This is a genomic window from Streptomyces sp. NPDC001536, assembly GCF_042894505.1.
In the GTDB taxonomy this organism is placed as follows: Bacteria; Actinomycetota; Actinomycetes; order Streptomycetales; family Streptomycetaceae; genus Streptomyces.
The window spans coordinates 275,271-298,369 of record NZ_JBIAVQ010000010.1 but is presented as its reverse complement, the minus strand read 5'-3'; the positions used below and the strand labels follow the sequence as shown (position 1 = coordinate 298,369).

At 70.7% G+C, this 23,099-nt stretch carries 23 protein-coding genes; 11 read left to right on the top strand and 12 right to left on the bottom strand.

Annotated features, from left to right (window positions below; all coding sequences use genetic code 11):
• Window position 1 precedes the first annotated feature (1 nt).
• Together ACFY0U_RS27455 and ACFY0U_RS27450 are read left to right on the top strand one after the other, a co-directional pair.
• Window positions 2-616, top strand: coding sequence for a helix-turn-helix domain-containing protein (locus tag ACFY0U_RS27455; RefSeq protein WP_388640135.1), 615 nt, complete (start codon window positions 2-4; stop codon window positions 614-616).
• 71 nt (window positions 617-687) lie between these two features.
• A complete protein-coding gene (locus tag ACFY0U_RS27450; RefSeq protein WP_388640133.1) occupies window positions 688-1,416 on the top strand; it encodes a hypothetical protein in 729 nt (242 codons plus the stop codon).
• Between the two features lie 13 nt (window positions 1,417-1,429).
• Here the strand turns inward: ACFY0U_RS27450 and ACFY0U_RS27445 are convergent, their stop codons facing one another.
• The 7 genes from ACFY0U_RS27445 to ACFY0U_RS27415 all read right to left on the bottom strand — a co-directional run bounded on the left by ACFY0U_RS27445 (window position 1,430) and on the right by ACFY0U_RS27415 (window position 8,751).
• A complete protein-coding gene (locus ACFY0U_RS27445) occupies window positions 1,430-1,855 on the bottom strand; it encodes a hypothetical protein (RefSeq protein ID WP_388640132.1) in 426 nt (141 codons plus the stop codon).
• A 10-nt stretch (window positions 1,856-1,865) separates the two neighbouring features.
• Entirely contained in the window at window positions 1,866-2,552 is a 687-nt protein-coding gene (locus ACFY0U_RS27440; RefSeq protein WP_388640130.1) for a hypothetical protein, read from the bottom strand.
• A 129-nt stretch (window positions 2,553-2,681) separates the two neighbouring features.
• Window positions 2,682-3,599: a ThuA domain-containing protein gene (locus ACFY0U_RS27435; protein ID WP_388640128.1), complete on the bottom strand. Its 918-nt coding sequence runs from the start codon at window positions 3,597-3,599 to the stop codon at window positions 2,682-2,684.
• A 43-nt stretch (window positions 3,600-3,642) separates the two neighbouring features.
• Window positions 3,643-5,781 (bottom strand): PQQ-binding-like beta-propeller repeat protein, encoded by a 2,139-nt coding sequence (locus ACFY0U_RS27430; RefSeq protein ID WP_388640126.1) that lies wholly within the window; start codon window positions 5,779-5,781, stop codon window positions 3,643-3,645.
• A 169-nt stretch (window positions 5,782-5,950) separates the two neighbouring features.
• Complete coding sequence (locus ACFY0U_RS27425; RefSeq protein ID WP_388640124.1) at window positions 5,951-6,736, bottom strand: citryl-CoA lyase; 786 nt, start codon at window positions 6,734-6,736, stop codon at window positions 5,951-5,953.
• Window positions 6,733-7,932, bottom strand: coding sequence for a CaiB/BaiF CoA transferase family protein (locus tag ACFY0U_RS27420; RefSeq protein WP_388640122.1), 1,200 nt, complete (start codon window positions 7,930-7,932; stop codon window positions 6,733-6,735). The genes ACFY0U_RS27425 and ACFY0U_RS27420 overlap by 4 nt, the downstream gene beginning before the upstream one ends.
• A gap of 51 nt (window positions 7,933-7,983) precedes the next feature.
• A complete protein-coding gene (locus ACFY0U_RS27415) occupies window positions 7,984-8,751 on the bottom strand; it encodes an IclR family transcriptional regulator (protein WP_266897175.1) in 768 nt (255 codons plus the stop codon).
• A 218-nt stretch (window positions 8,752-8,969) separates the two neighbouring features.
• Here ACFY0U_RS27415 and ACFY0U_RS27410 point away from each other — a divergent pair, with 218 nt between their 5' ends.
• The 7 genes from ACFY0U_RS27410 (at window position 8,970) to ACFY0U_RS27380 (ending at window position 17,885) form a co-directional block, all read left to right on the top strand.
• Window positions 8,970-10,472 (top strand): aldehyde dehydrogenase family protein, encoded by a 1,503-nt coding sequence (locus ACFY0U_RS27410; protein WP_388640120.1) that lies wholly within the window; start codon window positions 8,970-8,972, stop codon window positions 10,470-10,472.
• A complete protein-coding gene (locus ACFY0U_RS27405; RefSeq protein ID WP_388640118.1) occupies window positions 10,469-12,214 on the top strand; it encodes a thiamine pyrophosphate-binding protein in 1,746 nt (581 codons plus the stop codon). The genes ACFY0U_RS27410 and ACFY0U_RS27405 overlap by 4 nt, the downstream gene beginning before the upstream one ends.
• A gap of 72 nt (window positions 12,215-12,286) precedes the next feature.
• Entirely contained in the window at window positions 12,287-13,447 is a 1,161-nt protein-coding gene (locus ACFY0U_RS27400; RefSeq protein ID WP_388640116.1) for an ABC transporter substrate-binding protein, read from the top strand.
• Window positions 13,448-13,454: 7 nt separating this feature from the next.
• A complete protein-coding gene (locus tag ACFY0U_RS27395) occupies window positions 13,455-14,324 on the top strand; it encodes a branched-chain amino acid ABC transporter permease (protein ID WP_388640114.1) in 870 nt (289 codons plus the stop codon).
• Window positions 14,321-16,156 carry an ATP-binding cassette domain-containing protein gene (locus ACFY0U_RS27390; RefSeq protein ID WP_388640113.1) on the top strand — a complete coding sequence of 612 codons (1,836 nt, stop codon included), beginning with the start codon at window positions 14,321-14,323 and terminating at the stop codon, window positions 16,154-16,156. Before ACFY0U_RS27395 ends, ACFY0U_RS27390 begins: the two co-directional genes overlap by 4 nt.
• Window positions 16,153-16,887 (top strand): ABC transporter ATP-binding protein, encoded by a 735-nt coding sequence (locus ACFY0U_RS27385; protein ID WP_388640112.1) that lies wholly within the window; start codon window positions 16,153-16,155, stop codon window positions 16,885-16,887. Before ACFY0U_RS27390 ends, ACFY0U_RS27385 begins: the two co-directional genes overlap by 4 nt.
• Before the next feature lie 119 nt (window positions 16,888-17,006).
• Entirely contained in the window at window positions 17,007-17,885 is an 879-nt protein-coding gene (locus tag ACFY0U_RS27380) for a shikimate dehydrogenase (protein WP_388640111.1), read from the top strand.
• A 9-nt stretch (window positions 17,886-17,894) separates the two neighbouring features.
• Here ACFY0U_RS27380 and ACFY0U_RS27375 read toward each other — a convergent pair whose 3' ends face one another.
• Genes ACFY0U_RS27375 through ACFY0U_RS27360 form a run of 4 tightly spaced genes read right to left on the bottom strand, consistent with a single transcriptional unit; the run spans window position 17,895 to window position 20,664 of the window.
• The gene (locus ACFY0U_RS27375) at window positions 17,895-18,431 is read right to left on the bottom strand and encodes an AAA family ATPase (RefSeq protein ID WP_388640110.1); all 537 of its coding nucleotides are present in this window, start codon (window positions 18,429-18,431) and stop codon (window positions 17,895-17,897) included.
• Between the two features lie 16 nt (window positions 18,432-18,447).
• Window positions 18,448-19,278: an SDR family oxidoreductase gene (locus ACFY0U_RS27370; protein WP_388640109.1), complete on the bottom strand. Its 831-nt coding sequence runs from the start codon at window positions 19,276-19,278 to the stop codon at window positions 18,448-18,450.
• Between the two features lie 14 nt (window positions 19,279-19,292).
• The gene (locus ACFY0U_RS27365) at window positions 19,293-20,192 is read right to left on the bottom strand and encodes a fructosamine kinase family protein (RefSeq protein ID WP_388640107.1); all 900 of its coding nucleotides are present in this window, start codon (window positions 20,190-20,192) and stop codon (window positions 19,293-19,295) included.
• Complete coding sequence (locus tag ACFY0U_RS27360) at window positions 20,149-20,664, bottom strand: GNAT family N-acetyltransferase (protein WP_388640105.1); 516 nt, start codon at window positions 20,662-20,664, stop codon at window positions 20,149-20,151. Before ACFY0U_RS27360 ends, ACFY0U_RS27365 begins: the two co-directional genes overlap by 44 nt.
• Before the next feature lie 88 nt (window positions 20,665-20,752).
• Between ACFY0U_RS27360 and ACFY0U_RS27355 the strand changes: the two genes are divergently transcribed.
• Together ACFY0U_RS27355 and ACFY0U_RS27350 are read left to right on the top strand one after the other, a co-directional pair.
• Window positions 20,753-21,325 (top strand): GNAT family N-acetyltransferase, encoded by a 573-nt coding sequence (locus ACFY0U_RS27355; protein WP_388640103.1) that lies wholly within the window; start codon window positions 20,753-20,755, stop codon window positions 21,323-21,325.
• A 176-nt stretch (window positions 21,326-21,501) separates the two neighbouring features.
• Entirely contained in the window at window positions 21,502-22,398 is an 897-nt protein-coding gene (locus ACFY0U_RS27350; RefSeq protein ID WP_388640101.1) for an expansin EXLX1 family cellulose-binding protein, read from the top strand.
• A gap of 16 nt (window positions 22,399-22,414) precedes the next feature.
• Here ACFY0U_RS27350 and ACFY0U_RS27345 read toward each other — a convergent pair whose 3' ends face one another.
• Window positions 22,415-23,062: a TetR/AcrR family transcriptional regulator gene (locus tag ACFY0U_RS27345; RefSeq protein ID WP_388640099.1), complete on the bottom strand. Its 648-nt coding sequence runs from the start codon at window positions 23,060-23,062 to the stop codon at window positions 22,415-22,417.
• Window positions 23,063-23,099: the final 37 nt, after the last annotated feature.

Below are 23,099 nucleotides of genomic sequence, written 5' to 3'. Positions count from 1 at the left end.
GGTGACCGAGAACCACGCCCCCGCGGCGGACTCCGACGACGAGGCCCTGGAGCGCATCATCGCGGTCCGGGCCCGTGAGTACCGGCAGGCCGCGGGGCTGTCGGTCGGCGAGATGGCGCAGCGGGTCGGCATCTCCAAGGCCATGCTGTCGAAGATCGAGAACGCTCAGACCGCGTGCAGCCTCACCACGCTCTCCCGGCTCGCGCGCGGTCTGGATGTCCCGGTCACCGCCCTGTTCCGAGGCATGGACGACGAACGCGAGGCGGTCTTCGTCCCCGCCGGGCACGGCGCCCGGATCGTGAGGCGGGGGACGAGAGTCGGCCACGAGTACGCCCAGCTCGGCTCACTCCGGGGCGCCCACAAGCGGATGGACGCCCTGCTCGTCACCCTCACCGAACAGAGCGAGGTCTTCCCGCTCTTCCAGCACGCGGGCACCGAACTCCTCTACATGCTGGAGGGCGTCATGGTCTACGGCCACGGCAAGTCCAGCTACAACCTGCGCCCCGGCGACGCCCTCCAGTTCGACGGCGAGGCCCCGCACGGCCCGGAGCGGCTGGTGGAGTTGCCGATCCGCTTCCTGACGGTGACGGCCTTCGGGGACAGCGCCCAGCACTGAAACCCGTCCTTGCGTCGACGTCCACCTGCACGCCGAGAGCGGCGTGACCTACCACTGGTTCTGTGAGGCTGATGTCCGAGCATCTGATCGAGGATCTGGTCGCGGACTCGGTCCGTGTCCTGGACGGACACGCCGAGGCCGGTGACCCGCGCGTCCGGGACTGGTTCGCGGTTCTGTACGGCTTCGCGAACGGTTTCGACTGTTCGTTCACGCGGTTTCGCGTGATGGACATCCTGCTGCGCCGCGGGTACACGTACCGATTCCCCCTCGACCGGCACCCCGACCATGCCGAGCGGTCCGCGTACTTCGACGGGCTGACGGAGTTCACCGGCCTGCGCACCTTCGACGAGGACGCGCCCGATTTCGCCGGCTACGGGTCCTGGCTCGAGGACGGGTACGCAGAACCACCGTTCCTGTACTGCGACGCGGGCACCGCACTGTGGCGGCGCCTGGTCGCGGCCGGTGAACTCCGTGGTCCGGACGCCGCCCCGCCGCGCCGCACCCCGCTGATCGAAGTCGTCCGCGAGATCGCGGTGGCCGCCGAGAAGCAGCAGGACCGCGAACTCATCGGCTTGTGGTACGCGTTCGGCTGCGAGCCCCTCCTCGGCGGCCCCGCGGGGTGCCCGTACGACACCGACGAACTCGCCGAGATGCCCGCGGTGCGGGACCTGCGTGCCGTCGTCCGCCGCACCGACGCCCTGGCCTTCGCGCAAGAGTCCCCCTACGCGGCGCCGGTGGAGTTCGTGGACGACCAGGATCTCGAAGCCTGGTGGTGGCGACTGGAGGCCGCCGGCGAGTGACCCTCCACCTGGCTCAGTCCACTCCGCCGATCACCGCTTTCCCCTCGGAGGCGGCAGCCGTGAAGAACGGGCCCAGGTCCTCGAGCCCGTGGTCCTCGCCCTCCTCGTCCCAGTCGGCCGCCGTGGTGCCCCGGCGGGTCCAGCCCTCGGCGACCAGGCCCACGGCGACCTGCCGGACCTCGTCCGGGGTGAGGACGAAGCCGGGCCCGTAGCCGAACTCGTGGCCTTCGACGACCTCGCAGCCGTGACCGGTCGACCTGGCGAGCCAGGGGTAGACCTTCGTCCATTCCGCAGCTCCCTCCTCGACCTCGGCACGGTCTGCGGCGACGGCGGTGAGGGTGCGGAAGTCGAATGCGTGGAAGTCCGGTTCGGGTCCTCCCTCCGGCACCGCGCCCAGCAGGGACGGTTCGATCTTCGCGAGCTTCAACCACATGGACATGGGCCCTTGCTCACCTTCCCCGTCCGGCGACCAGCCCCTGCCCCGGATACAACTGCTCATATACGGGCGCGAACTCGAACGGGTACTCCACACAGGTCTCGCCCGCGAAGCACCGCACCGCGTGTTGGCGCATCCGGGGCCCGTAGGTGCCGTGGTCGACGAGGTCGGTGTAGGTCTGGCGCTCGCCCAGCTCCAGGAGGCCCGCGGTGTCGGCCAGGTAGACGTCGAAGCCCGGGTACATGATGCCGAGATACGGCATGTCGTCCAGGTCGAGCGCGAGGACCGGGTACTCACCCTCCTCGTCCGGCTCCGTGACGGCCAGGATCCGTCGTGAGTCCGACCCACCGGGCAGGACGAAGCACTCCGGGAAGCGCCCGGACAGCCACGCGAACGGCTCCGCCCAGAAGTCGCCCATCTCGTCCCCGACCACCTGGTCGATCGACCGCGGTGCGAACCCGCCGTCCGGGGTGAACCACCCGTACCGCTCCAGCAGGCCGGTGTCGTACGCCAGCCAGGCGCGCAGACTGGCCGGCAGCGGCCGCCCGGACGGGAACACGGCCCGCGCCAGCCGGTCCTCGGCCATCGGTGTGGCGACGCCGCCTTCGACCCACGGCACGTCCATATGGGGCAGCGCGCTCGCTCCCGGCTCCCGGCGCACCACCTCGATGACCCGCTCCGTCAACGGGGCTCCGTGCATGGGACTTACCTCTCGTTCCTCGGTCTGTACCGCACCACTCTCTGTGACGATGGGGGCAAAGCTAGCGGAAGCCACTGACAGTCGGGCGTGCGGAGCGAGGAGCGAGAGTCCGGCCGGTGCTCCGGCACGTCACTCCCGGCAGAAAGGCCGCTTGCCCATCGCCGACTCGATACCGCCGAGGATCAGCTTCTGGAACTGGGCGGCACCGGCGTAGGAACCGTCGGTCGAGAACGCCCGCGCGTCATGGCCGAGGGTGGTGAGCCAGGCGCGTCCGCCGTCGTAGTACTGGCACCAGGCGACCGGATGGTCCTTCCCGTGCCCGGGGTGGTGGTAGTTGCCGGCCACGCCCTCGGCCAGGGTGCTCTCGTCGACCTCCGCCAGGACACGGACCTTCGAAGGGGCCGGGATCAGGTTGTACCACTCGTCGGTGAAGGTCCAGGAGGACGGCAGCGAGGCGTCCTTGCGGCCCGTCATACGTATGGTGCCCGGTTGCACCGGCCCGTGGTCGTAGAAGTTCGCCCCGCCCAACAGGCCTTCGTACCAAGGCCAGTTGTACTCCGTACCGAAGGCGTTGTGGATGCCGACGAAACCTCCGCCGCCACGGATGTACTGGCGCAGCGAGGTCTGTGCCGCGTCGTCGAGGGTGTCGCGGCTCGTGGAGAAGAAGACGACCGCGTTGTAGCGGAACAGGGTTGCCGGGGACGCCAGTTGGGTGAGGTCCTCGGTGTAGTCGACCCGGAAGCCGTTGTCCGCGCCCATCGTGAGGATCGCGTTCTGGACGACGTTCGCGGTGGTGAGGGGCGGGTTGAGTCCGGTGGACAGGGCCGGTCCGAGGTTGGCGTGGCGGGGGCCCGCGGTGCGGGTGTAGAGCAGGATCCGGTAGCCCTGGGAGGCGTCGAAGTTGCCCCAGTCGTGGTAGCAGCGGGGGTTGGTGCCCCGGCACACGCCGTAGTCGGGGTCGCCCAGTTCCTGTGCGCCCTGGCCCACCCGGCCCTGGGCGAAGCTGACGGTGGCGGTGGCCACCAGGGCGCTGAGGGCGACGCCCATTGCGGCGAATCTGGCTCTCGATGTCATGGTCGACTGCCCTTTCTCAGCTCACGACGATCTTTCCGGTGCTCTGGGGTGCGATCGGGTCGTTGTAGAAGTACTCGCCGGGTGTCTCGAAGGTGTGCGTGTACGACTGGCCCGGCATGAGCAGCCCGGTGTCGAACTCGGCCTCGAAGAAGGACACGGCGCCGTGCGCGGACCTGTTGTCCGCCGGGTTGGTGAAGGTGACGGTCGTGCCCGCCGCGATGCGCAGATGCTGGGGTGCCATGGCGTTCTGGGCCACGAGGTTCTCCGTTGCTCCCGGCGTCTGGGTCGCGCTGTTCCACACCCGGCCCAGGGTGACGGTGTCGCCGGTCACCGCGGCGACCCGGATCTGGTTGCGGCGCGAGGGGGGAGTGGGGGCGGCGGCCGGTCCGACGGTGCCGCCGAGCTTGAACGCCCACAGGCTGTCTCCCCTGGGGATGTCCGGGTACGGCAGCCAGTTGCCGCCTGCCAGGACGGCGACGTACTGCTCTCCGTCGATCTCGTACGTCAGCGGGCTGGTGTTCACGCCGGCGCCGCACTGCCAGCTCCACAGCTGCCGGCCGTCGCGGTCGTCGAGGGCGGTGAGGACACCGTCGGGACGGCCCTGGAAGAGCACGCCCCCGGCGGTGCTCAGTACGCCGTTGCCGTGCGCGAGGGACCAGTCGCCCTCGCGGCGCCAGGCCACGGTGTTGGTGCGCGGGTCGACCGCGGCGAGGCCTCCGGCGAAGTACTCGCCCAGCGGGCGGGCGGTGTTGACGCGTCCGCCGCGGGTGTTGGAGTAGGCGGAGTTGATCAGGCCGTAGCCGACGTAGACGAGGCCGGTGCGGTGGCTGAAGGAGGGGAAGGCCCAGTCGGCGCCGCCGCCCGCGCCGGGGAAGAGGATGGTGGCGCGGTCCCAGAAGACCTCGTAGATCCCGCCGGTGGGGTAGAAGGGGACCGGCCTGGTGGCCTTGTCCAGGCGGGGCTCGCTCTCGACGAAGGGCTCGCCGCCGGGGAAGGGCTGGGTGGGGGCGGTCTTCTGGAGCGCGTGCTGCGGCACGGCGCGCTCCTCCATGCCGTGGACGGGCTTTCCCGTGACGCGGTCGAGGATGTAGTACATGCCGGTCTTGCTGCCGTAGACGACGACCCGGCGCTTCCGCCCGTCGATCGACAGGTCTGCCAGGACGGGGGACATGACGTTGTCGTAGTCCCAGATGTCGTGGTGGACGGACTGGAAGTGCCAGCGCCGTTCGCCCGTCTTGGCGTCGATGGCGACCAGGCAGTTGGAGAACAGGTTGTCGCCGGCGCGCGAGGAGCCGTCGGTGCGGGGGTAGGGGTTGCCGAACGTCCAGTAGACCAGGCCGAGTTCGGGGTCGATGGCGGGGTGGATCCAGCACACCGCGCCGCCGTTCTTCCAGGAGTCGCCCTCCCAGGTGTCGTGGCCGTACTCGCCGGGGCCGGGGGTGCCCCAGAAGGTCCAGGCGATTTCTCCGGTCGCGGCCTTGAGCGCGTATCCGCGGCCGCGGGCTCCGGCGGTGCTGCCCTCGGTGCCGATGTAGATGAGGCCGTCCCAGTAGACGACCGCACCGGCCAGTCCGCCCGAACTGCCCCCGCACTGACCGCTCTCGGGGTCGCAGCCGGGGTCGCCCTGGTCCTCGACGAGCAGCTCGCGGGTCCAGACGACGGCACCGGTCTTCTGGTCCAGGGCGTAGACGATGTTGGCGCCGGAGATGGTGAAGGCGAGCCCCTGTCCCAGGGCGACGCCGCGCATGTTGGTGGTCTCGGTGCCGACGCTGGTCCTCCAGCGGACGGCTCCTGTGCGGCCGTCGACGGCGAAGACGTTCTGCTGGGTGGTGACGGCGTACAGGACGCCGTCCTGCGCGATGACCGCGCACTGCTGGTGGGCCGAGGTGGATCCGCCCTCCAGGTTGATGTCCCAAGCCCCGCGCAGCGTACGGACGTTGGCCGTGGTGATCTGCTTGAGCGACGAGTAGCTGTGGTTGCCGAGGTTGCCGCCGGCCTTGGGGTAGTCCTTGCCGGTGGCTCGATGCGACTGGCTCGGCACGGGAAGGGCCGACTCGCCGGAGTTCTCTGCTGCTTGGGCGACGGACGTGCCGAACAGGGCGACGGTGCCCGCCGTCCCGAAGGTCGTCGACGTGAGGAAGCTGCGTCTGTCCATGATCCCTCTTTCGTGGCATGCACCTGACGGCATGAGGCGCGTCAGGCAGTGGGGGAGGGAGGAGCGCTGCGGCTCGTGGTCCGCTGTACGGTTTTCAGGACCCGTACTGTGGTTGCCGTTACGTTAGAGACGGGCCCCGGGTGTGGCAAGGGGGTGTCACACGACTTGTTCAGTCGTCGAGGCGGGCGGGCAGCACGCCGCGCGGGATCGGGCCCTTGTTCCGGCGGCCCTGTCCCATCTCCTCCCAGGCGTGGGCGAGCAGGCCCACGGAGCGGCTGAGGACGAACAGACCGCGGGCGAGCGGCGCGGGGAAGCCCAGTTCGGCGTAGATGACGGCGGTGGCGCCGTCGATGTTCATCGGGACGGGGCGGGGGCGGCGCAGCAGTGCTTCCTCCACGGCCAGGGCGGCGTTGAGGTGGTCGCCGTGGACGATCCCGTCCTGGACCGCCTGGCGGACCAGACCGATCAGCGGGTCGCGGCGCGGGTCGACCGGGTGGAAGCGGTGTCCGAAGCCGGGCAGATAGCGCGAGCGGCGCTGCCAGTCGGCCATGACGATCCGGGCCGCGTCCGCCCAACTGCCCTCGTCGGCATGGCGGTCGCGGATGTCCTCCAGCATCTCCACGCACTGCTGCCCGGCACCGCCGTGCGAGTCGCCGAGCATGTTGACGCCGGTGGCGATCGCGTTGTTGAGGCCGACTCCGCAGGTGGCGGCCATACGGGCGGCGGCGATGGAGGGAGCCTGCGGGCCGTGGTCCACGCCGGCGACGAGGGCGGCCTCCAGCAGGGCCGACTCGCGTGCGCCGGGCAGATCGCCGCGCAGGAGCAGCCAGATGACGTCCACCAGGCCGGCGGAGCCGATCAGCGACTGGACGGGACGGTCCCGCAGCTCGATGCTGCCGGGTTCGATGTGGCTGATGGCGGTGGCCCACCACTGCGCGCTCTCGTCGGCGCTCATGACGCGGCCGCCTCCTCGGCGGCCTCGGATGTCCAACGGCGGGCGAGGAGTTGGCGTTCGTGATTGTGCTCGCCGAGGAGCGGGGGACTGGTCGGGGGCGCGAAGGCCTCCCCGTCGAAGAGCACGCCGCTGCCCACCACCCGCAACGGTTCCCCGGCGCGGCCGGGGTGCGCCAGCTCGGAGACGAAGCGGCGGTGGTCCAACTGCGGTTGTTCCAGGGCCTGTGGCACGGTCAGCACGCGGGCGGCGGGCACTCCGGCCGCGTTGAGCTCGCTCTCCCACTCGGCCGCCGGCTTGGTGGACAGCGCCGCGTTGAGGGCGGCGTTGAGTTCGGCGCGGTGGGCCTTGCGCTGTTCCCGCTCGCTGAAGCGCGGATCGGTGACGAGTTCGGGTGAGCCCACCAGTCGGCAGAGGGTCTCGAACTGGCGCTGCTGGTTGGCGGCGATGTTCAGGGGCCCGTCGAGGGCGTGGAAGGTGCCGGAGGGCGCCGCGGTGGCGTTCTGGTCGCCCAAGGGCCTGGGCGGGACCCCGCTGACGAGGTAGTTCGACACCGCCCAGCCCATCGCCGACAGGGACACCTCCAGCATGGAGACGTCCAACCGGCTGCCCTGACCCGTGCGTTCGCGATGCAGAAGGGCCGCGCTGATGGCGAGGGCGGCCATCAGGCCTCCTGTGGTGTCGCAGATCGGGAAGCCGACCCGCTGGGGCGCGGTGTCGGGGGTGCCGGTGATGCTCATCATCCCGGTCAGGCCCTGCACGATCTGGTCGTAGGCGGGGGCGTCGCTCATCGGGCCGGTGTGGCCGAAGCCGGAGATGGAGCAGTAGACGAGCCGTTCGTTGATCCGGTCGAGCCGGTCCGTGTCATAACCCATCCGGGCCAGCACTCCCGCCCGGAAGTTCTCCAGGAGGACGTCGGCACCGCCCAGGAGGGTCTCGAAGAAGGCCTGGTCGGCGGTGTCCTTCAGATCGAGTTCCAGGGATTTCTTGCCCGCGTTCTGGGCCAGGAAGGATGCCCCGATGCCCTCGCGGTTCAACGCGGGATCGGGGCCGAGACTGCGCGCGAGATCGCCGTGCCCGGGCCGCTCGATCTTGACCACTTCGGCGCCCAGGAGCATGAGTTGATAGCTGCAGTAGGGCCCGGCCAGCACGTTCGTGAGGTCCAGAACGCGGATGCCGTCGAGCGGGCGGACGTGCATAGGACGTCTCCTTCCGGGCGCCGCGCACGGCGCCGGTTGCCGGCGTGTTCGTCAGCCGCGCGGCCCCAGGGGGTGGTCGAAACCCTGGGAGGCGATGCGCGCGGCCACCTGTGTCAGGTCGTGCGCGAAGTCCTTGGTCACGCGGTCCGGGATGCGTGCGGAGGGACCGCTGAGCGAGAGCGAGGCGACCACCACGCCCGAGTGGGTCGTGATGGGCACGGCGACCGCGGTCAGGCCGACGTCACGCTCGCCGTGGCTGACCGCGTAGCCGCGTGTCGTGGCCTCCTCGGCCCACTGCCGCAGCTGCTCGACATGCGCCACCCCGTGCGGCGAGGCGGCGGCGACCCGCTGGAGCAGACCGTCGGTCGCCCCGATGAGGAGCACCTTGGACGAAGCGCCCGCCCACAGCGGCAGTTCGTCACCGACCCGCACCACGTGCCGCAGCGGCTGCGGGCTCTCCTGCTGGGCCACACAGACGCGGTGGATGTCACGGCGGATCATCAGGTTCGCCGTCTCACCGCGCCGGTCGGCCAGATCCCGCAGCAGCTTCTGGGTGTCCGGGGGCAACTCCCAGCTGGTGTGGGCGAGATGGGCCCAGCGCCACAGACCGGGTCCGGCCGAGTAGCCGGCGGGCGTGGCCCACAGCAGCCCGTACTGCTCCAGGGTCTGCACCAGCCGTACCACGGTGGTCTTCGGCAGTCCGGTGGCCTCGACCATGTCCCGCAGCGGAACGGTGGGCTGATCCTCGGTCAGCAGCGACAGGATGTCCAGCGCCCGGCGCACACTGCGTACGCCGCCCTGGCCTTGCTCCGCGTCCACGGTCTCTCCTTCACGGCTCGGGGAAACGCGCCGGACCTGCCCGCCTCGCGGGCACCGGCACCTGGGGCGACAGCTTCCACCAGTCCGGGTTCCCGAGAAAACCGCCGGTCGCGACTTCCTTTCGCGCGGCCTCTTGCCACGGACTCCCGGCGCCCGTACGTTACACGCCAGTCCGCACAGCAGTCCACGAAAACCACCAGATGGTTTTTGGAGGTGTGATGCTGCAAGACCTCCTGAAGGCGGCCGGCGGAACCGACGTCGTCGAGGTGCTCCCTTTCGTCTCAGGCTCGTGGGGCGGCGAGGGCCCGCCCCTGGAACGCACCGGCCCCTACCTGCGCCGCACGGTCAGCCGAACCCCGACCGCGACCCCCACCGAGATCGACCGCGCCCTCACCAGGGCCCGCGCCTACGCCCCGCAGCTCGCCGACCTCGCCCCCGCCGCCCGCGCCGACATACTGCAGACCGCCTCCCGGGCGGCCCGGGCCCACCGCGACCCGCTCGCCCGCCTCCTTGCCATGGAACTGGGCAAACCGCTCAAGGACAGCCGCACCGAGATCGACCGCGTGTCCTCCACCTTCGCCGTGTGCGCCGCCGAGGCGCGCCGCATCGACGGCGAGACCCTCCCGGTGGCCGGCTGGTCCACGGGCATCGGCAACACGGCCTTCACCTACCGCGCACCGGTGGGCGTCGCCCTCGCCATCACCCCGTTCAACGCCCCGGCCAACCTCCTCGCCCACAAACTCGGCGCCTCCTTCGCCGCCGGCAACACGACCCTCGTCAAGGCACCCCCGCAGGCCCCGGCCACCTCCGCGGCCGTCGTCGCCCTCCTCCTCGACAGCGGCCTGCCCCACCAGGCGGTCCAACTCCTGCACGGCTTCGGCGACATCGGCGCCGCACTGTGCGCCTCCGAACAGGTCGACGCCATCAGCTTCACCGGCAGCGCCACCACCGGCAACGCCGTGGCCCGCGCCGCGGGCGCCAAACGCCTCGCCCTGGAACTCGGCGGCAACGCGGCCACGATCGTCTGCGAGGACGCCGACCCCGCACAGGCCGCCGCGGTCTGCGCCCGCACCGGGTACAGCAACTCCGGCCAGAGCTGCGTCTCCGTCCAGCGCGTCTACGTGCACCGCAGCCGCTACCCCGCCTTCCTCGACGCCCTCACCGCGGCCGTGGACGCGCTCGTCGTCGGCGACCCCTTCGACGACACCACCGACGTCGGCTCCATGGTCGACGAGCCGGCCGCCGAGCGCGTGGTCGTGTGGACGAAGGAAGCCAGGGACAGGGGCGCCACCGTCGTGCGCGGCGGGACCCGCGACGGCGCCACGGCCGCACCCACCATCGTCGCCGACCCGCCGCCCACCGCCTCGGTCGTCGTCCACGAGGTCTTCGGCGCCCTCGTGGCCGTGCTGCCCTACGACGACTTCGACACCGTCGTCGACCAGTGCAACGCGAGCCGCTACGGACTCCAGGCAGGCCTGTTCACCCACGACATCGGCCGCGTCCTCACCGCCTGGCGGCGACTGGAGGTCGGCGGACTCATTGTCAACGGATCCTCCAACTTCCGCCTCGACCACGTCCCCTTCGGCGGGGTGAAGGACTCCGGCTTCGGCCGGGAGGCTCCCCGCTGGCTCATCGACGACTTCACCGCCGTCAAGACACTCGTCCTGCGCGGTCTGTCCGTGTGGGGCGATCGCCGAGAGCTGCCCGGGGAGGACCGGTGACCACCGCGGCCGAGGCCCTCGTGGCCCAACTCGCCTCCTACGGCGTCGAATACGTCTTCGGCACCTGCGGACACACCAACATCGCCCTCCTCGACGCCCTCGGACCCAGCCCCGTCGAGTTCGTCATCGCCCGCCACGAACAGGCCGCCGCCCACGCCGCCGACGGCTACGCCCGCGCCACCGGCCGCCCCGGCGTCCTGCTCACCCACGTCGGCCCCGGCATGATGAACGCGGTCACCGGCGTCGCCACCGCCGCCCTGGACTCCATCCCCCTGGTCGTCATCACCGGCGACATCCCCTCGTACTACTCCGGCCGCCACCCCCACCAGGAGGTCAACCTCCACGCGGACGCCGACCAGAGCGCGATCTACCGGCCGTTCTGCAAACGGACCTGGCAGGTCCAGCACGTGCGCGACCTGGCCCGGATCACCGAGCGCGCCTTCTGGACCGCCACCGGCGGCCGCCCCGGCGCGGTCCTGATCAACGTACCCATGGACCTGTTCAACCGTCCGGTCCAGCCCTACGACGGTGCCCACCCGTTGCCCGCCCACGCGGGCCGCCCCGGACTGGACGAAGCGACCGCGGCCCGTATCGCCGAGGCGCTCACCGAAGCCGAACGCCCGCTGATCTACTTCGGCGGCGGCATCCGCGAACCCCGTTCCCGCACAGCCCTGTTGGAGCTCGCCGAGCATCTCGACATCCCGCTCGCCCACTCCCTGATGGGCAAGGGCATCGTGCCCGACCGGCACCCGCTGCTGCTCGGCATGCCCGGCTTCTGGGGACTGGACAGCACCCACCGGCACACCAAGGGCGCCGATGTCGTCCTCGCCCTGGGCACCCGCTTCGCCGAGACCGACGCCAGCTCCTGGGAGAGCGCCCACACCTGGAACTTCCCGCCGAGCCGCCTCCTCCAGATCGACCTCGACCCGGCGGAGATCGGCCGCAACTACCCTGTCGAGATCGGCGCGGTGGCCGACGCGGGACTCGCACTCGACGCCGTCACCGCGGCGGTCCGCGCCCGACGACCTGGGAGGGTGACCCGGCCCGGACTGCGCGAGGCCATCGCCGAAGCCCGCCACACGGTCTTCTCCGCCGCCCGGGAAGCCGGCCGCAGCGACACCTTCCCGCTCCGCCCCCAGCGCATCCTGGCCGACCTGCGCGACACCCTGCCCGCCGACGCGGTCCTGGTGACGGACGTCGGCTGGAACAAGAACGGCGTCGCCCAGTGCTACGAACTCCCCGCCGAGGGCCGCTTCATCACCCCCGGCGGCGCCTCCACCATGGGCTTCGGACCGGCCGCTGCCGTAGGCGTGCAACTCGCCCAGCCCGACCGGGTCGTGGTCGCCCTCATCGGCGACGGCGGCATGAGCGCCCAACTGCCCGCCGTACCCATGGCCGTGGAACAGGGCGCGCCCGTGCTCTTCGTCGTCATGAACAACCGCGCCCACGGCACCATCGCCGACCTCCAGGCCTCGGCCTTCGGCCGGTCCTACGGCTGTGAGTTCACCGACGCGCAGGGACGGCCCTACAGTCCCGACTTCGCGGCCTACGGCGAGTCCTGCGGCGCCGACGGCTATGCCATCGGGGCACCCGGCGATCTGGCCAAGGCCCTCCGGGACGCCCTCGCCCGACGCCGTCCCGCCGTACTGGACGTACCGATGATCAACGAGCCGGTGCCCACGCCCGGCCACTGGAACATCAAGGACATCTACGCCGGCAGATTCCCCGACGGCGCCGACTGACCTGCCCGGTAAGTCGCTTCGACCTCCCCCACACCTCTTCACCCACCACTCGTCTTCCATGAGGTGACCGCAATGTCCCGCTCCCCGAGGCCTTCGGCCCCACGCATCACGCTCGTCGGCGCCGTCGCCCTGGCCGCGGCTCTGGCCGCCTGCAGTGCCCCCGGTGACGACAGCGACGACGCCCAGTCCGACTCCGGCCCCATCAAGATCGCCGTCGTGGACGCCCGCAGCGGCCAGCTGTCCTCCCTGGGCGACTGGGAGTGGAAGGGCGCCAAACTCGCCGTCGACGAGTGGAACAAGAAGGGCGGCATCGACGGACGCACGATCCAGATCAAGTCCTTCGACGACCAGGGCGACCCCACCACCGGCACCAACCTCGCCCGCAAGATAGCCAGCGAGAAGTACATCGCCATGATCGGCACCGCGGAGAGCGCGGTCACCATCGCCATGGCACCCGTGCTGAAGCAGTCCGAGATCCCCAACATCACCTCCGGCCAGGCGGACGCGCTGGTCGAGCAGAAGAGCGAGTTCCTCTTCCTCAACGGGCCCACCAGCACGACGTACGACACCACGCTGGCCAAGTACCTGATCCAGGACAAGGGCTACAAACGGATCGCGATGATCACCAACAACGGATCCTTCGGCAAGGGCGAGCACGACGCCTTCACCAAGGCAGCCGGCGACCTCGGCGTCAAGGCGCTCACCGACCAGGTCGTGACCACCGACCAGAAGGACTTCAGCGCCGCCCTCACCGCGATCCGCTCCAAGAAGCCACAGGTCATCTTCATCGGCTCCGAAGAGGTCGAGGCAGGGCTCATCGTCAAGCAGGCCCGCGACCTGGGCATCACCGCCCCCTTCGCCGGCGCCGCCCCGCAGGGCACCCCCGTCTTCATCGACACCGCCGGCAAGGCCGCCGTCGAGGGCACCATCGTCAGCTCGCCCTACCTCAGCAACGACAGCAGCCCCGCCGCCCAGAAGTTCGCCGCCGCCTACAAGGCCGCCTACGGCGAGGAGGCCGAACTGCACGGCGCCAAGGCCTACGACGGCGCCAACATCCTGCTCACCGCCCTGAAGAACAGCGACGTCGCCACCGGCAAGGAACTCGCCGACGCCATCCGGGCCACGCGGTACGACGGACTGCTGGGCCAGTTCCGGTACGGCGCCAACGGCGTCGGGATCACCGAGACCAGCATCGGCATCATCCGCGACGGCAAGCTCGTAGAGGAGAAGTGAGACCGTCGTGCAGGAGACCCTCCAGACACTGGTCGGCGGCCTGAGCCTCGGCGCCGTCTACGCCCTGGTCGCCATGGGCTTCTCGCTGGTGTACCGGACGATGGGCCTGGTCAACTTCGCCCATGCCGACATCGCCATGATCGGCGCGTACGCGGCCTCCACCTTCTATCTGACCTCGCGTCTGCCCTTCGCGCTCGCCATGGTCGTCTCCATCGTCATCACCGGCGCGATCGGCCTGGTCATCGAACGCGTCCTGAGGCCGCTGGAGAACAAGGACTTCGACCTGATGCTGATCGGCACGATCGGCTTCGGGATCGTCCTTCAGGCGGTGGCCATCCTCATCTGGGGGAGTACCGGGCGAGCCATGCCCTCCCCGGTGCGGACCGCGCCGCTGGACATCTTCGGGGTGCGGGTGCGCACCTACGACCTGCTGGTCATGGCGGTCGCCGCGCTCGCCGTCGTCGGCCTCGGCTACTTCCTGTCCCGCACCAAACGGGGCGTGGCCATGCAGGCCGTCGCCATGGACCACGAGGCCGCCACCGCGGTCGGCATCGACGTGGGCCGCAGCAACGCCCTCGCGTTCGCCATCGGAGCAGGCCTGGCCGCCCTCGCCGGCGGCCTGGTCGGCCCCATGCTCTACGTGGACGCCTCCCTCGGCGGGGCCCTGGGCATCAAGGGGTTTGCCGCGGCCATGCTCGGCGGCTTCGGCTCCATCCACGGAGCCGTCGTCGGCGGCATCGCCATCGGCGTCCTCGACTCCTACACCGCCGGCCACTTCCAGGGCTACTCGGTCCTCGCCACGTTCCTCGTCTTCACCGTGGCGATCATGATCCGGCCCATGGGGATCTTCGGCGAAAGGACGGTCAGCCGCGCATGAAGTCCCGCCTCGCCGCCGTGGCCGCACTGGTGGTCGTCGCCTGGGCCCTGCCGTACGGCCTGGGCAGCTACACGATCCACGTCGTCGACATCGCCCTCATCTACGCCCTGCTCGCCATCGGCATGGGTCTGGCCATGGGCATCTCCGGCCAGATCAACCTCGCCCAGGTCGCCTTCTTCGGGGTGGGCGCCTACGTCGTCGCGATCCTCACCACCGACAGCGGATACGGCTTCTGGGCCGCCGCCGTCCTCGCCGTCCTGGCCACCGTCGCCACCGGCCTCTTCGTCGGCATCCCCGCCCTGCGCATGCAGTCCCACTACCTCGGCATCGTCACCCTCGGCCTGGCGCTGGGCTTCATCAACTGGATCACCAACGCGGACGTCACCGGCGGCGCCGACGGCATCTCCGGCGTCCCCGTCCCCACCCTGCCCGGCCTGGACCTGTCCAGCGAGTACCTCTACTACTACCTGGAAGTCGTCGTCTTCGGGGCGGGCCTCGTCTTCGGCCTGTTCGTCGTCCACACCGCACTGGGCCGCCGGCTGCGCGCCATGCGCGACGACGCCCTCGCCGCCGGCGCCATGGGCGCGGAGATCCCGCTGCTGCGCATGACGGCCTTCGTCCTCGCCAGCCTCTACGGCGGCCTGGCGGGCGTCCTGTACGCCGGACTCATCCGGTACGTCGCACCGGAGACCTTCTCCATCGGCAACATGTTCATCCTGCTGGCCATGGTCATCATCGGCGGCCGGCGCTCCCTGGTCGGCTGCGTGGTCGGCGCCGTCGGCCTCACCCTGATCCGCGAATGGCTCTCGGACTTCTCCGCCTACGCGCAACTCGGCTACGGCGTGGTCGTCGTCCTCATGGTGGTGTTCGCGCCCACCGGCCTGGCCGGCATCCCCGCCCGTCTGAGGGACCTGTACCACCGGCGCTTCGGCAGCGGCGACACCCGAGCCGAACTGCGCCCCTTCACCCCCTATCCACCGGGACCCCGGCCGGCCGAGGACCAGACCCTGCTCGCCGTCGAGGACGTCACCAAGCAGTTCCGCGGACTGCGCGCTCTCGACGAAGTCACCCTGACGGTCGGGGCGGGGGAGATCAGAGGAATCGTCGGCCCCAACGGGTCGGGAAAGACCACCCTGTTCAACGTCATCAGCGGCTTCTACCGCGCCACGTCCGGCACGGTCCGCTTCGCCGACACCGACACCACCACGGCCCGCCCCTACGTCCTCTCGCTGGCCGGAGTGGCCCGCACCTTCCAGAACCTCCGCCTCTTCGGCCAGCTCACCGTGCGCGAGAACATCCTGGTCGCCCTCGACCGCACCCGCACCCGCTCCATCTGGCAGTACGCCGTGTGGCAGCCCGGCGTCCTGCGCCGCGAACGCCGGCTGCGCACCGAGGCCCAGCAGATCCTCGACCGCTACGGCCTCGCCGACTTCGCCGAAGCGGCCCCCGCCGCCCTGCCGTACGGCATCCAGCGACGCATCGAGATCGCCCGTGCCATGGCCGCCCGCCCCCGCCTGCTCCTGCTGGACGAACCGGCCGCCGGGCTCAACGGCGAGGAGGTCCAGCAACTGGTCCGTATCGTCCGCTCGATCAGGGACAGCGGCACCACCGTCGTCCTCATCGAGCACAACATGGGCCTCGTCATGTCCCTGTGCGAGAAGGTCACCGTCCTGTCCAGCGGCAAGGTCATCGCCGAGGGCACCCCCGGCGAGGTCGTCGCCGCACCCGAGGTCATCGAGGCCTACCTCGGCGACTCCGACCTGTCCGAACTCGGCCTGAGCACCGAACTGCCGGCCCAGCGCCCGACCCCCGCCGAGGAGACCACCCCATGAGCGTCAGCAGGGCGGGCGAGGCCGAACGCCTCACCGTGGAGGAACTCAGCGTCCACTACGGCGGCGTGCGTGCCGTACGCTCCATCGGCTTCACCGTCGCCCCCGGCGAATCGGTCGGCATCATCGGGGCCAACGGAGCCGGCAAGACCTCGACCCTCAAGGCCCTCATGGGACTTGTGCCCCGCAGCGGCGGCCGCATCCGCCTGGGCGAGCGCGACCTCACCAAGGTGCGCGCCCGGGACATGGTCCGCCTCGGCATCGGATACGTCCCCGAAGGGCGCCATGTCTTCCCCGGACTCCCCGTGGAGAAGAACCTCATGCTCGGCGCGTACTCACGCGCCTGGGACAAGGAGACGTACGGCCAACTCGACCAGATCTACGCCCTGTTCCCCGCCCTCGCCGGAATGCGCGACCGGCTCGCAGGCGCCCTGTCCGGCGGCGAACAGCAGATGCTCGCCATCGGCCGGGCCCTGATGACCCGCCCCCGTCTGCTCGTCCTGGACGAACCCTCGATGGGCCTGTCGCCCAAACTCGTCGGCAGCATCCTCGACGTCCTGCTGACGCTGCGCGAGGAGGGGCTCAGCCTGCTGCTCGTCGAGCAGAACGCCAAGCTCACCTTCGGCGCCACCAGCCACTGCCTGGTCATGGAGAACGGGGAGGTCGCGATGAGCGGCCCCTCCGACGAGCTCCGTCACGACCCCCGGGTCAGGGAGGTGTATCTGGGTCTGTGAAGAGCTCTTGCTGACAGACCCGAGGGCGGTACGTACCGAGAGACGTCGCAGGACTTCCCCGCGGCCATACGAGTTGGTAGAGATAACGGACTGGTTCGTACATTACTGCGGGAGCGGCCGTGACCCAGGACTCGTATCTCGTCGGCCTTGTCGGATCGGGCATCGGCCGCTCGCTCAGCCCCGAACTCCACCAGCGCGAGGCCGACCGGCACGGCGTGCGCTACCTCTACCGGCTCCTCGACATCGACACGCTCGCACTCGCGGCCGAGGACATCTGGCGACTGACGTACGCCGCCCGGGACTGCGGCTTCAACGGACTGAACGTCACCCACCCCTGCAAGCAGCTCATCGCCGAGCAGCTCGACGAACTGAGCGCGCCCGCCGCCCGCCTCGGCGCGGTCAACACGGTCGTCTTCACCCCCGAAGGCCGCGCGGTCGGCCACAACACCGACATCACCGGCTGCAGCGCGGCCTTCACCCGCGGGCTGCCCGACGCACCCCTGCGGCATGTGATCCAGCTCGGCGCCGGAGGAGCCGGCGCCGCCGTCGCCTTCGCCCTGCTCGACCTCGGCGTCGCCCGCCTCACCGTCGTGGACACCCTCACCGAACGCGCCCACACCCTGGTCAAGGCACTCAACCAGGACGCCCGGGACGAACGGGCCGAAGCCTGTCTCCCCGAACACCTCGAAGCGGAACTCACGGGCGCCGACGGCATCATCAACGCCACCCCCATCGGCATGACGGCCCACCCCGGCACCCCCCTCCCCGTCGCCTCGCTCCACGACGGCCAGTGGGTGGCCGACCTCGTCTACCGCCCTTTGGAAACACCCTTGTTGCGCGCCGCGAGGACCCGCGGATGCCGGGTCCTGCACGGCGGCGGCATGCTCGTGCACCAAGCGGCCGACGCCTTCCGCACGTTCACGGGCCTCGACCCCCGGACCTCCTCCATGCTGGCCGACTTCGCGGACCTGACGGCGGCGCCGGAGGCGCACACCTGACGCCGGGGCTCAGTCGCCGCTTCCGACCTGAACATCGAGACCGGACGCGCGCATCACCTGGTCGATCGTCTCGGGGAGCGTGCTGCTCGCCGGGACGACTGTCTCGACGCCGCCGGGCAGCAGGTCCAACGGCCGGTACCACGAACGCAGTTCGGCCTCGGTGACCTCGTCGGCGATGGGCTTGGTCGCATGCCGGGCCAGTGTGTCCTCGAAGGGGACGTCCAGGTAGAAGCAGTGCGCGCGGTCACCGTAGTCGGCGAGCAGTCCGGCGAGCATGTCGCCGTAGTGGGAGACGTACAGGATGCCTTCGAGCACGGTGTGGAAGCCGTGTTCCAGGGCGTGCCGCACGGTCAGATCGATCAGGCCGATGTTCGCGGCGCCGGGGACGTCACGTTCGCGCAGTACTTCGCGGCGCAGGATGTCCTGACTGACCAGGGCGATGCCCCTGCCGTACCGTGCGCGCAGCCCGGCGGCCACGGAGCTCTTGCCGCCGGCGCTGTTGCCGCGCAGCACGATCAGCCTGGTGGGGGAGGGGGTGGTGGTCACCTGGGGACCCTACCCGTCAGTCGTGTCCCTCCTGGAGGAAGTCGCGGGCTCCGCGCAGGCGGGTGGCGATGCGTGCCTGTGTGGCGGTGCTGTCGAGGCGGACGTCGAGGGCGCCGGGCGTGCGGCTGCCGGCTCGGAGTCCGGCGGGGAGCCGGGTCGGGTCGAGGCCGTCGCGGTGGGCGATGAGGACACCGAGCTCGTGGCGGCTGAGGGCGTCCGGTCCGGCGAGGTGGAAGACGCCGGGACGGTCGGACCCCGCGAGTTCCAGCAGGGCGCGGGCGAGGTCCTCGACATGCACCGGGCAGCGGATCGTGTCGGTGAACAGGACGCCGTCGTGTGTGCCCGACGCCATGCCGTGCACCATCCGCTCGTGCGCGGATCCGCCACGGCCGATGATCAACGAGGTGCGCGCGACCGCGGCGGTCGGTGCCAGGAGGCGTACGGCGCTCTCGGCGGCGGCCTTCGCGGCACCGTACGGGGTGACCGGATCGGGCAGGCAGCTCTCGTCGTAGTGGATCCGGGACCCGGAGAACACCGCGTCGCTGGAGACGTGCACCAGACGGCGACCGCGACGCGTGACGGCCATCGCCAGGCGGATCGAGCCGTCGGCCGTGACCGCCCAGTCGCTCTGCCCGCTCGTCGCGTTGACGACGACGTCGGGGGCGACCGAGGCCAGCACCTCGTCGATCTGCCGGGGGACACGGAGGTCGACCTGGTGCCACGAGGCTCCGGGGGTGCTGCCGGGGCGGGAACGGTACGTCGCGGCCGTCTCCCAGCCCGCGGCCGTCGCCCGGCGCACGAGCTCCGTTCCCAGGAACCCGCTCCCGCCGACGATCAGCACCCTCATGGCACACCACCTGCTCAATGGCCGGCTTCGGCCAGGAGCCGCCGTGCCGTGCCGAGGGCCTGTTCGGCGTAGGAGCGGCCGAAGAGCACGGCGTGGACCAGAAGGGGGAAGAGCTGATGCAGGCCGACGCGCTGTCGCCAGCCGGGGGCGAGGGGCGTGGCGTCCTGGTAGCCCTCCAGTACCTCCGCGAGATGAGGACAGCCGAAGAGCTGGAGCATCGCGAGGTCGGTTTCGCGATGCCCGCCGTGCGCCGCCGGATCGATCAGCCACACCTGCCCGTCGGCACCCCACAGCACATTGCCGCTCCACAGATCGCCGTGCAGCCGCGCAGGAACCTCACGCGGCCCGGCGAGGTCGGCCACGTGCTCGCAGACCCGCTCCACCACGACCGCCTCGTCGCGCAGCACGGTGCCATGGTCGACGGCCCGACGCAGATAGGGCAGCACCCGGTGCTCGGCGTACCAGGCGGGCCAGTCGTTTCCCGGCACATTCCGCATCGGAGCGAGCCCGATGTACGCCTCGGCGTCACCACCGGGCGGCGGCGCCCCGAACGCCTCCGCACCGGCGGCATGCAGCCCGGCGAGCTCACGGCCGAACCGCACCGCGGCCAGGGCACTCGGGCGCCCCTCCGCGACCCAACCGGTCACCAACCACTGCTGATCGCGGCCGTGCACGACCGGCACCCGCACCGCCCCCGCCTCGGCCAGCCACTCCAGCCCCGCAGCCTCGGCACGCGCGGCCCCCGTGCTCCCGGCCTCCTTGACGACCACCGGCCCACCGTCCAGGGCGACTTCGGTGACCACACCCGTCAACCTCCGCTGCGACACCACCGCACGCCCGGTGAGCCGTGCGGCCACAGCCCCGGGCCCGTCACCCTCGTCGCGCACTACGCCCTCCGCCGGTCCGTTCCGCATCACTCTGGCGTGGTCGATCGTCGCCCAGGCCGTATCCCGGTTTGCGCACCATGAACACGTCGACCGGGTCCTGCGACTCGGTGGTGAACCCGTGCCGCTCGTACAGCCGTCGGGCCGCGCTGCCCTGGAGCACGTTCAACCGGACCAGCAGGCCGTCGCGGTCACATTGCCCCAGCAGCTCCCGCAGGACGCCCGAGCCGACGCCGCTCCCCTGGAGGTGCGGTGCCACGAAGAAGTGTTCCAGCCAGTGGGCGTCCTCGGCGGGCCGCAGCGCCACGCACCCGGCGAACGCACCGTCCGCTTCGATGATCCAGGCGTACTCCGGCACGAAGCTGTCCCGCAGCCGCTGCCGCACCCGCTGCTCGTCGTAGCGCCCGAGTCGCTCCAGATCCGGCCGCATCACCACGGCACGCAGCTCGGCGATCGCCTCGACGTCGGCCGTGGACGCCGACCGCAGTTCCCAATGCACCATGATCACCACGCTAGGGTAAATCGCATGCGTGTGCGGCGCGCACGTCGGTTACCGGCGATGTCCCCGACCGCGTGGCATCGTGGCGGTCATGCCCCTCGACGTACGCCCGGCTACGGTCTTCGAGGACGTCCGCGCGGTGCTCGGCCCGAAGTCGCCCACCGCCAACGTCTGCTGGTGCCTGAGCTACCGGATCTCCTCCAAGCTCAACAACGAACTGCGCGGCCCGGCCCGCGGCGAGTACGTCGCAGGGCTGTGCGAGGCACAGCTCCCGCCGGGCGTGCTCGCCTACGACGGTGACGAACCCGTCGGCTGGGCCGCCGTGGCGCCGCGCTCGGAGACCTCCTTCGCCCGCAACCGGAAGATCCCGCACCTCGACGACCTGCCGGTGTGGTCGCTGTGGTGCATCCGCGTGCGCCCCGGCCACCGCAAGCAGGGCATCTCGCACGCCCTGATCGCCGGAGCGGTCGACTTCGCCCGCTCCCACGGCGCACCGGTGATCGAGGCGTATCCCCTGGACAACGGCGACGCCCGGGTCGATCTGACGATGGCGTACGCCGGAATCCGGCGGAACTTCGAGCGCGCCGGATTCACGCACGCCGCCGACACCACGTCCGTGCTGGCCGGCCATCCACGGATCCTGATGCGACGCGATCTGCGCTGACGCGTGTTTCTTCGAAACGGGCGGCAACCTTTTCGGTTCCGGCGGCCACTGAGGGGTCGGAGGCTCTCTTCACCGGGCCTCGCGTACGGCACTTGTGCACCCGAACCATGTAAAGGACCTCATCCGTGGCGTCGTCCTCCTCACACCGTCGTCGTCCCCCTCGACGGGGCACCTGGGTGGTCTCCGCGATCGTCGTGGCGACCGTCGCACTCGTCGCCGCCCTGGTCGTGGCCTTCGTCCCCGACGACGCGCACAAGGCCACGGCCTCCGCCGCGGCGGGCGCCGAGGTGAGCCAGGCGCCCACGACGCCGGGACCGACGCCGTCCTCGGCATCCCCGAAGCCCACGGCGAAGGCCACGAAGACCAAGCCCTCCACCACGCCGTCGCCGGCCGCGAGCACCCCGAAGGCCCGGCCCTCGACCGCCGCTCCCCGGCGGACCGCCGCCTCCGTGGGATCACTGGCCGGACGGATCCGTCCCAACACCACCTACCAAGGGGTGGCCACCTTCTACGACACCGGCAACGGCGACGGCGCCTGCTCCTTCGGTCCCACCGACGACACCATGACCGCGGCGATGAACCACACCGACTACGAGATCTCCCAGGCGTGCGGAGCGTATGTCCTGGTGCGCGCCGGCGGTGCCTCCGTGACGGTCCGGATCACCAACGAGTGCCCGCTGCCCTGCGCACCCGGTCAACTCGACCTCAGCCCCCAGGCCTTCGCCAAGCTCGCCGCCCCCTCGCGCGGCCAGATCCCGATCACCTGGACCCTGCTCAGCCCCACCACGTCCGAGAAGATCTCGATCCGCTACAAGACCGGCTCCACCCGCTACTGGTGCGGCATCCAGGCCATCGGTCACCGCAATCCGGTGGCCCGCCTGGAGGTACGCACGGGCAGTGGCTGGACCCGGCTGGCCCGCACCGAGTACAACTACTTCCTCTCCGAGCAGGGCAGCGGGTGCGGCGGACCGCTCAGGATCACCGACATCTACGGCGAGCAGCTGACGATCGACGGGATCGCGCTGCGCGCGGAGGCCGTGCAGCCGACCGGCGTTCAGTTCGCCGCACACTGAGGACGAGCCACGGCTGTCAGCGCGTCGGCCACAACGCGCCCAGGATCAACCGCACTTGGCCCAGCAGCCGTGGCAGGTCGAACGTGTCGGGTTCGGTGAGCGCGACACGGCCGAAGTGTTCCGCGCAGGCGACGAGGGCGTGGGCGAGAACCTGCGGATCGAGCCCCGGATCACTGCGGTCGGCCAGGGCGAGCGAGAGCCACTGCTCCACCAGCAGCCGGAAACGTTCCCGGTCCGCCTCGATACGGTCGCGGACCACGGTCGGCATGTTGCCCGGCGGCAGCAGGATCAACCGCCAGGTGTCCGGGTCCTCGTGGAGCATGCCGGCCATGCGGCGCACCGCTTCGGAGGCGAACGCGGCGGGGTCGCGCGGCCCGTCGGCGGGCGGAACGGTCCTGAGCAGCCGTTCGAAGGCGCGGGCCTGCTGCCGGTCGAGCAGCGCGGTCAGCAGGGCGTCGAGATTCTCGAAGGCGCCGTAGACCACCGACCGGGCGACACCCGACCGCTTCGCGATGGCGTCGATGGAGACCCGGTCGTAGCCGTCGCTGACGATGACGGCCAGGGCCGCGTCGAGCAGCTGCTCGCGGCGTTCCTCGATCGGGACGCGCGGGGCGTAGGGCCGCCGTCTGCGTGGCCTGTCCGGTGAATTCGTGGACGCTGACACCTTGGCAGTTTACGACACCCGTGTCTTAATTTACGAC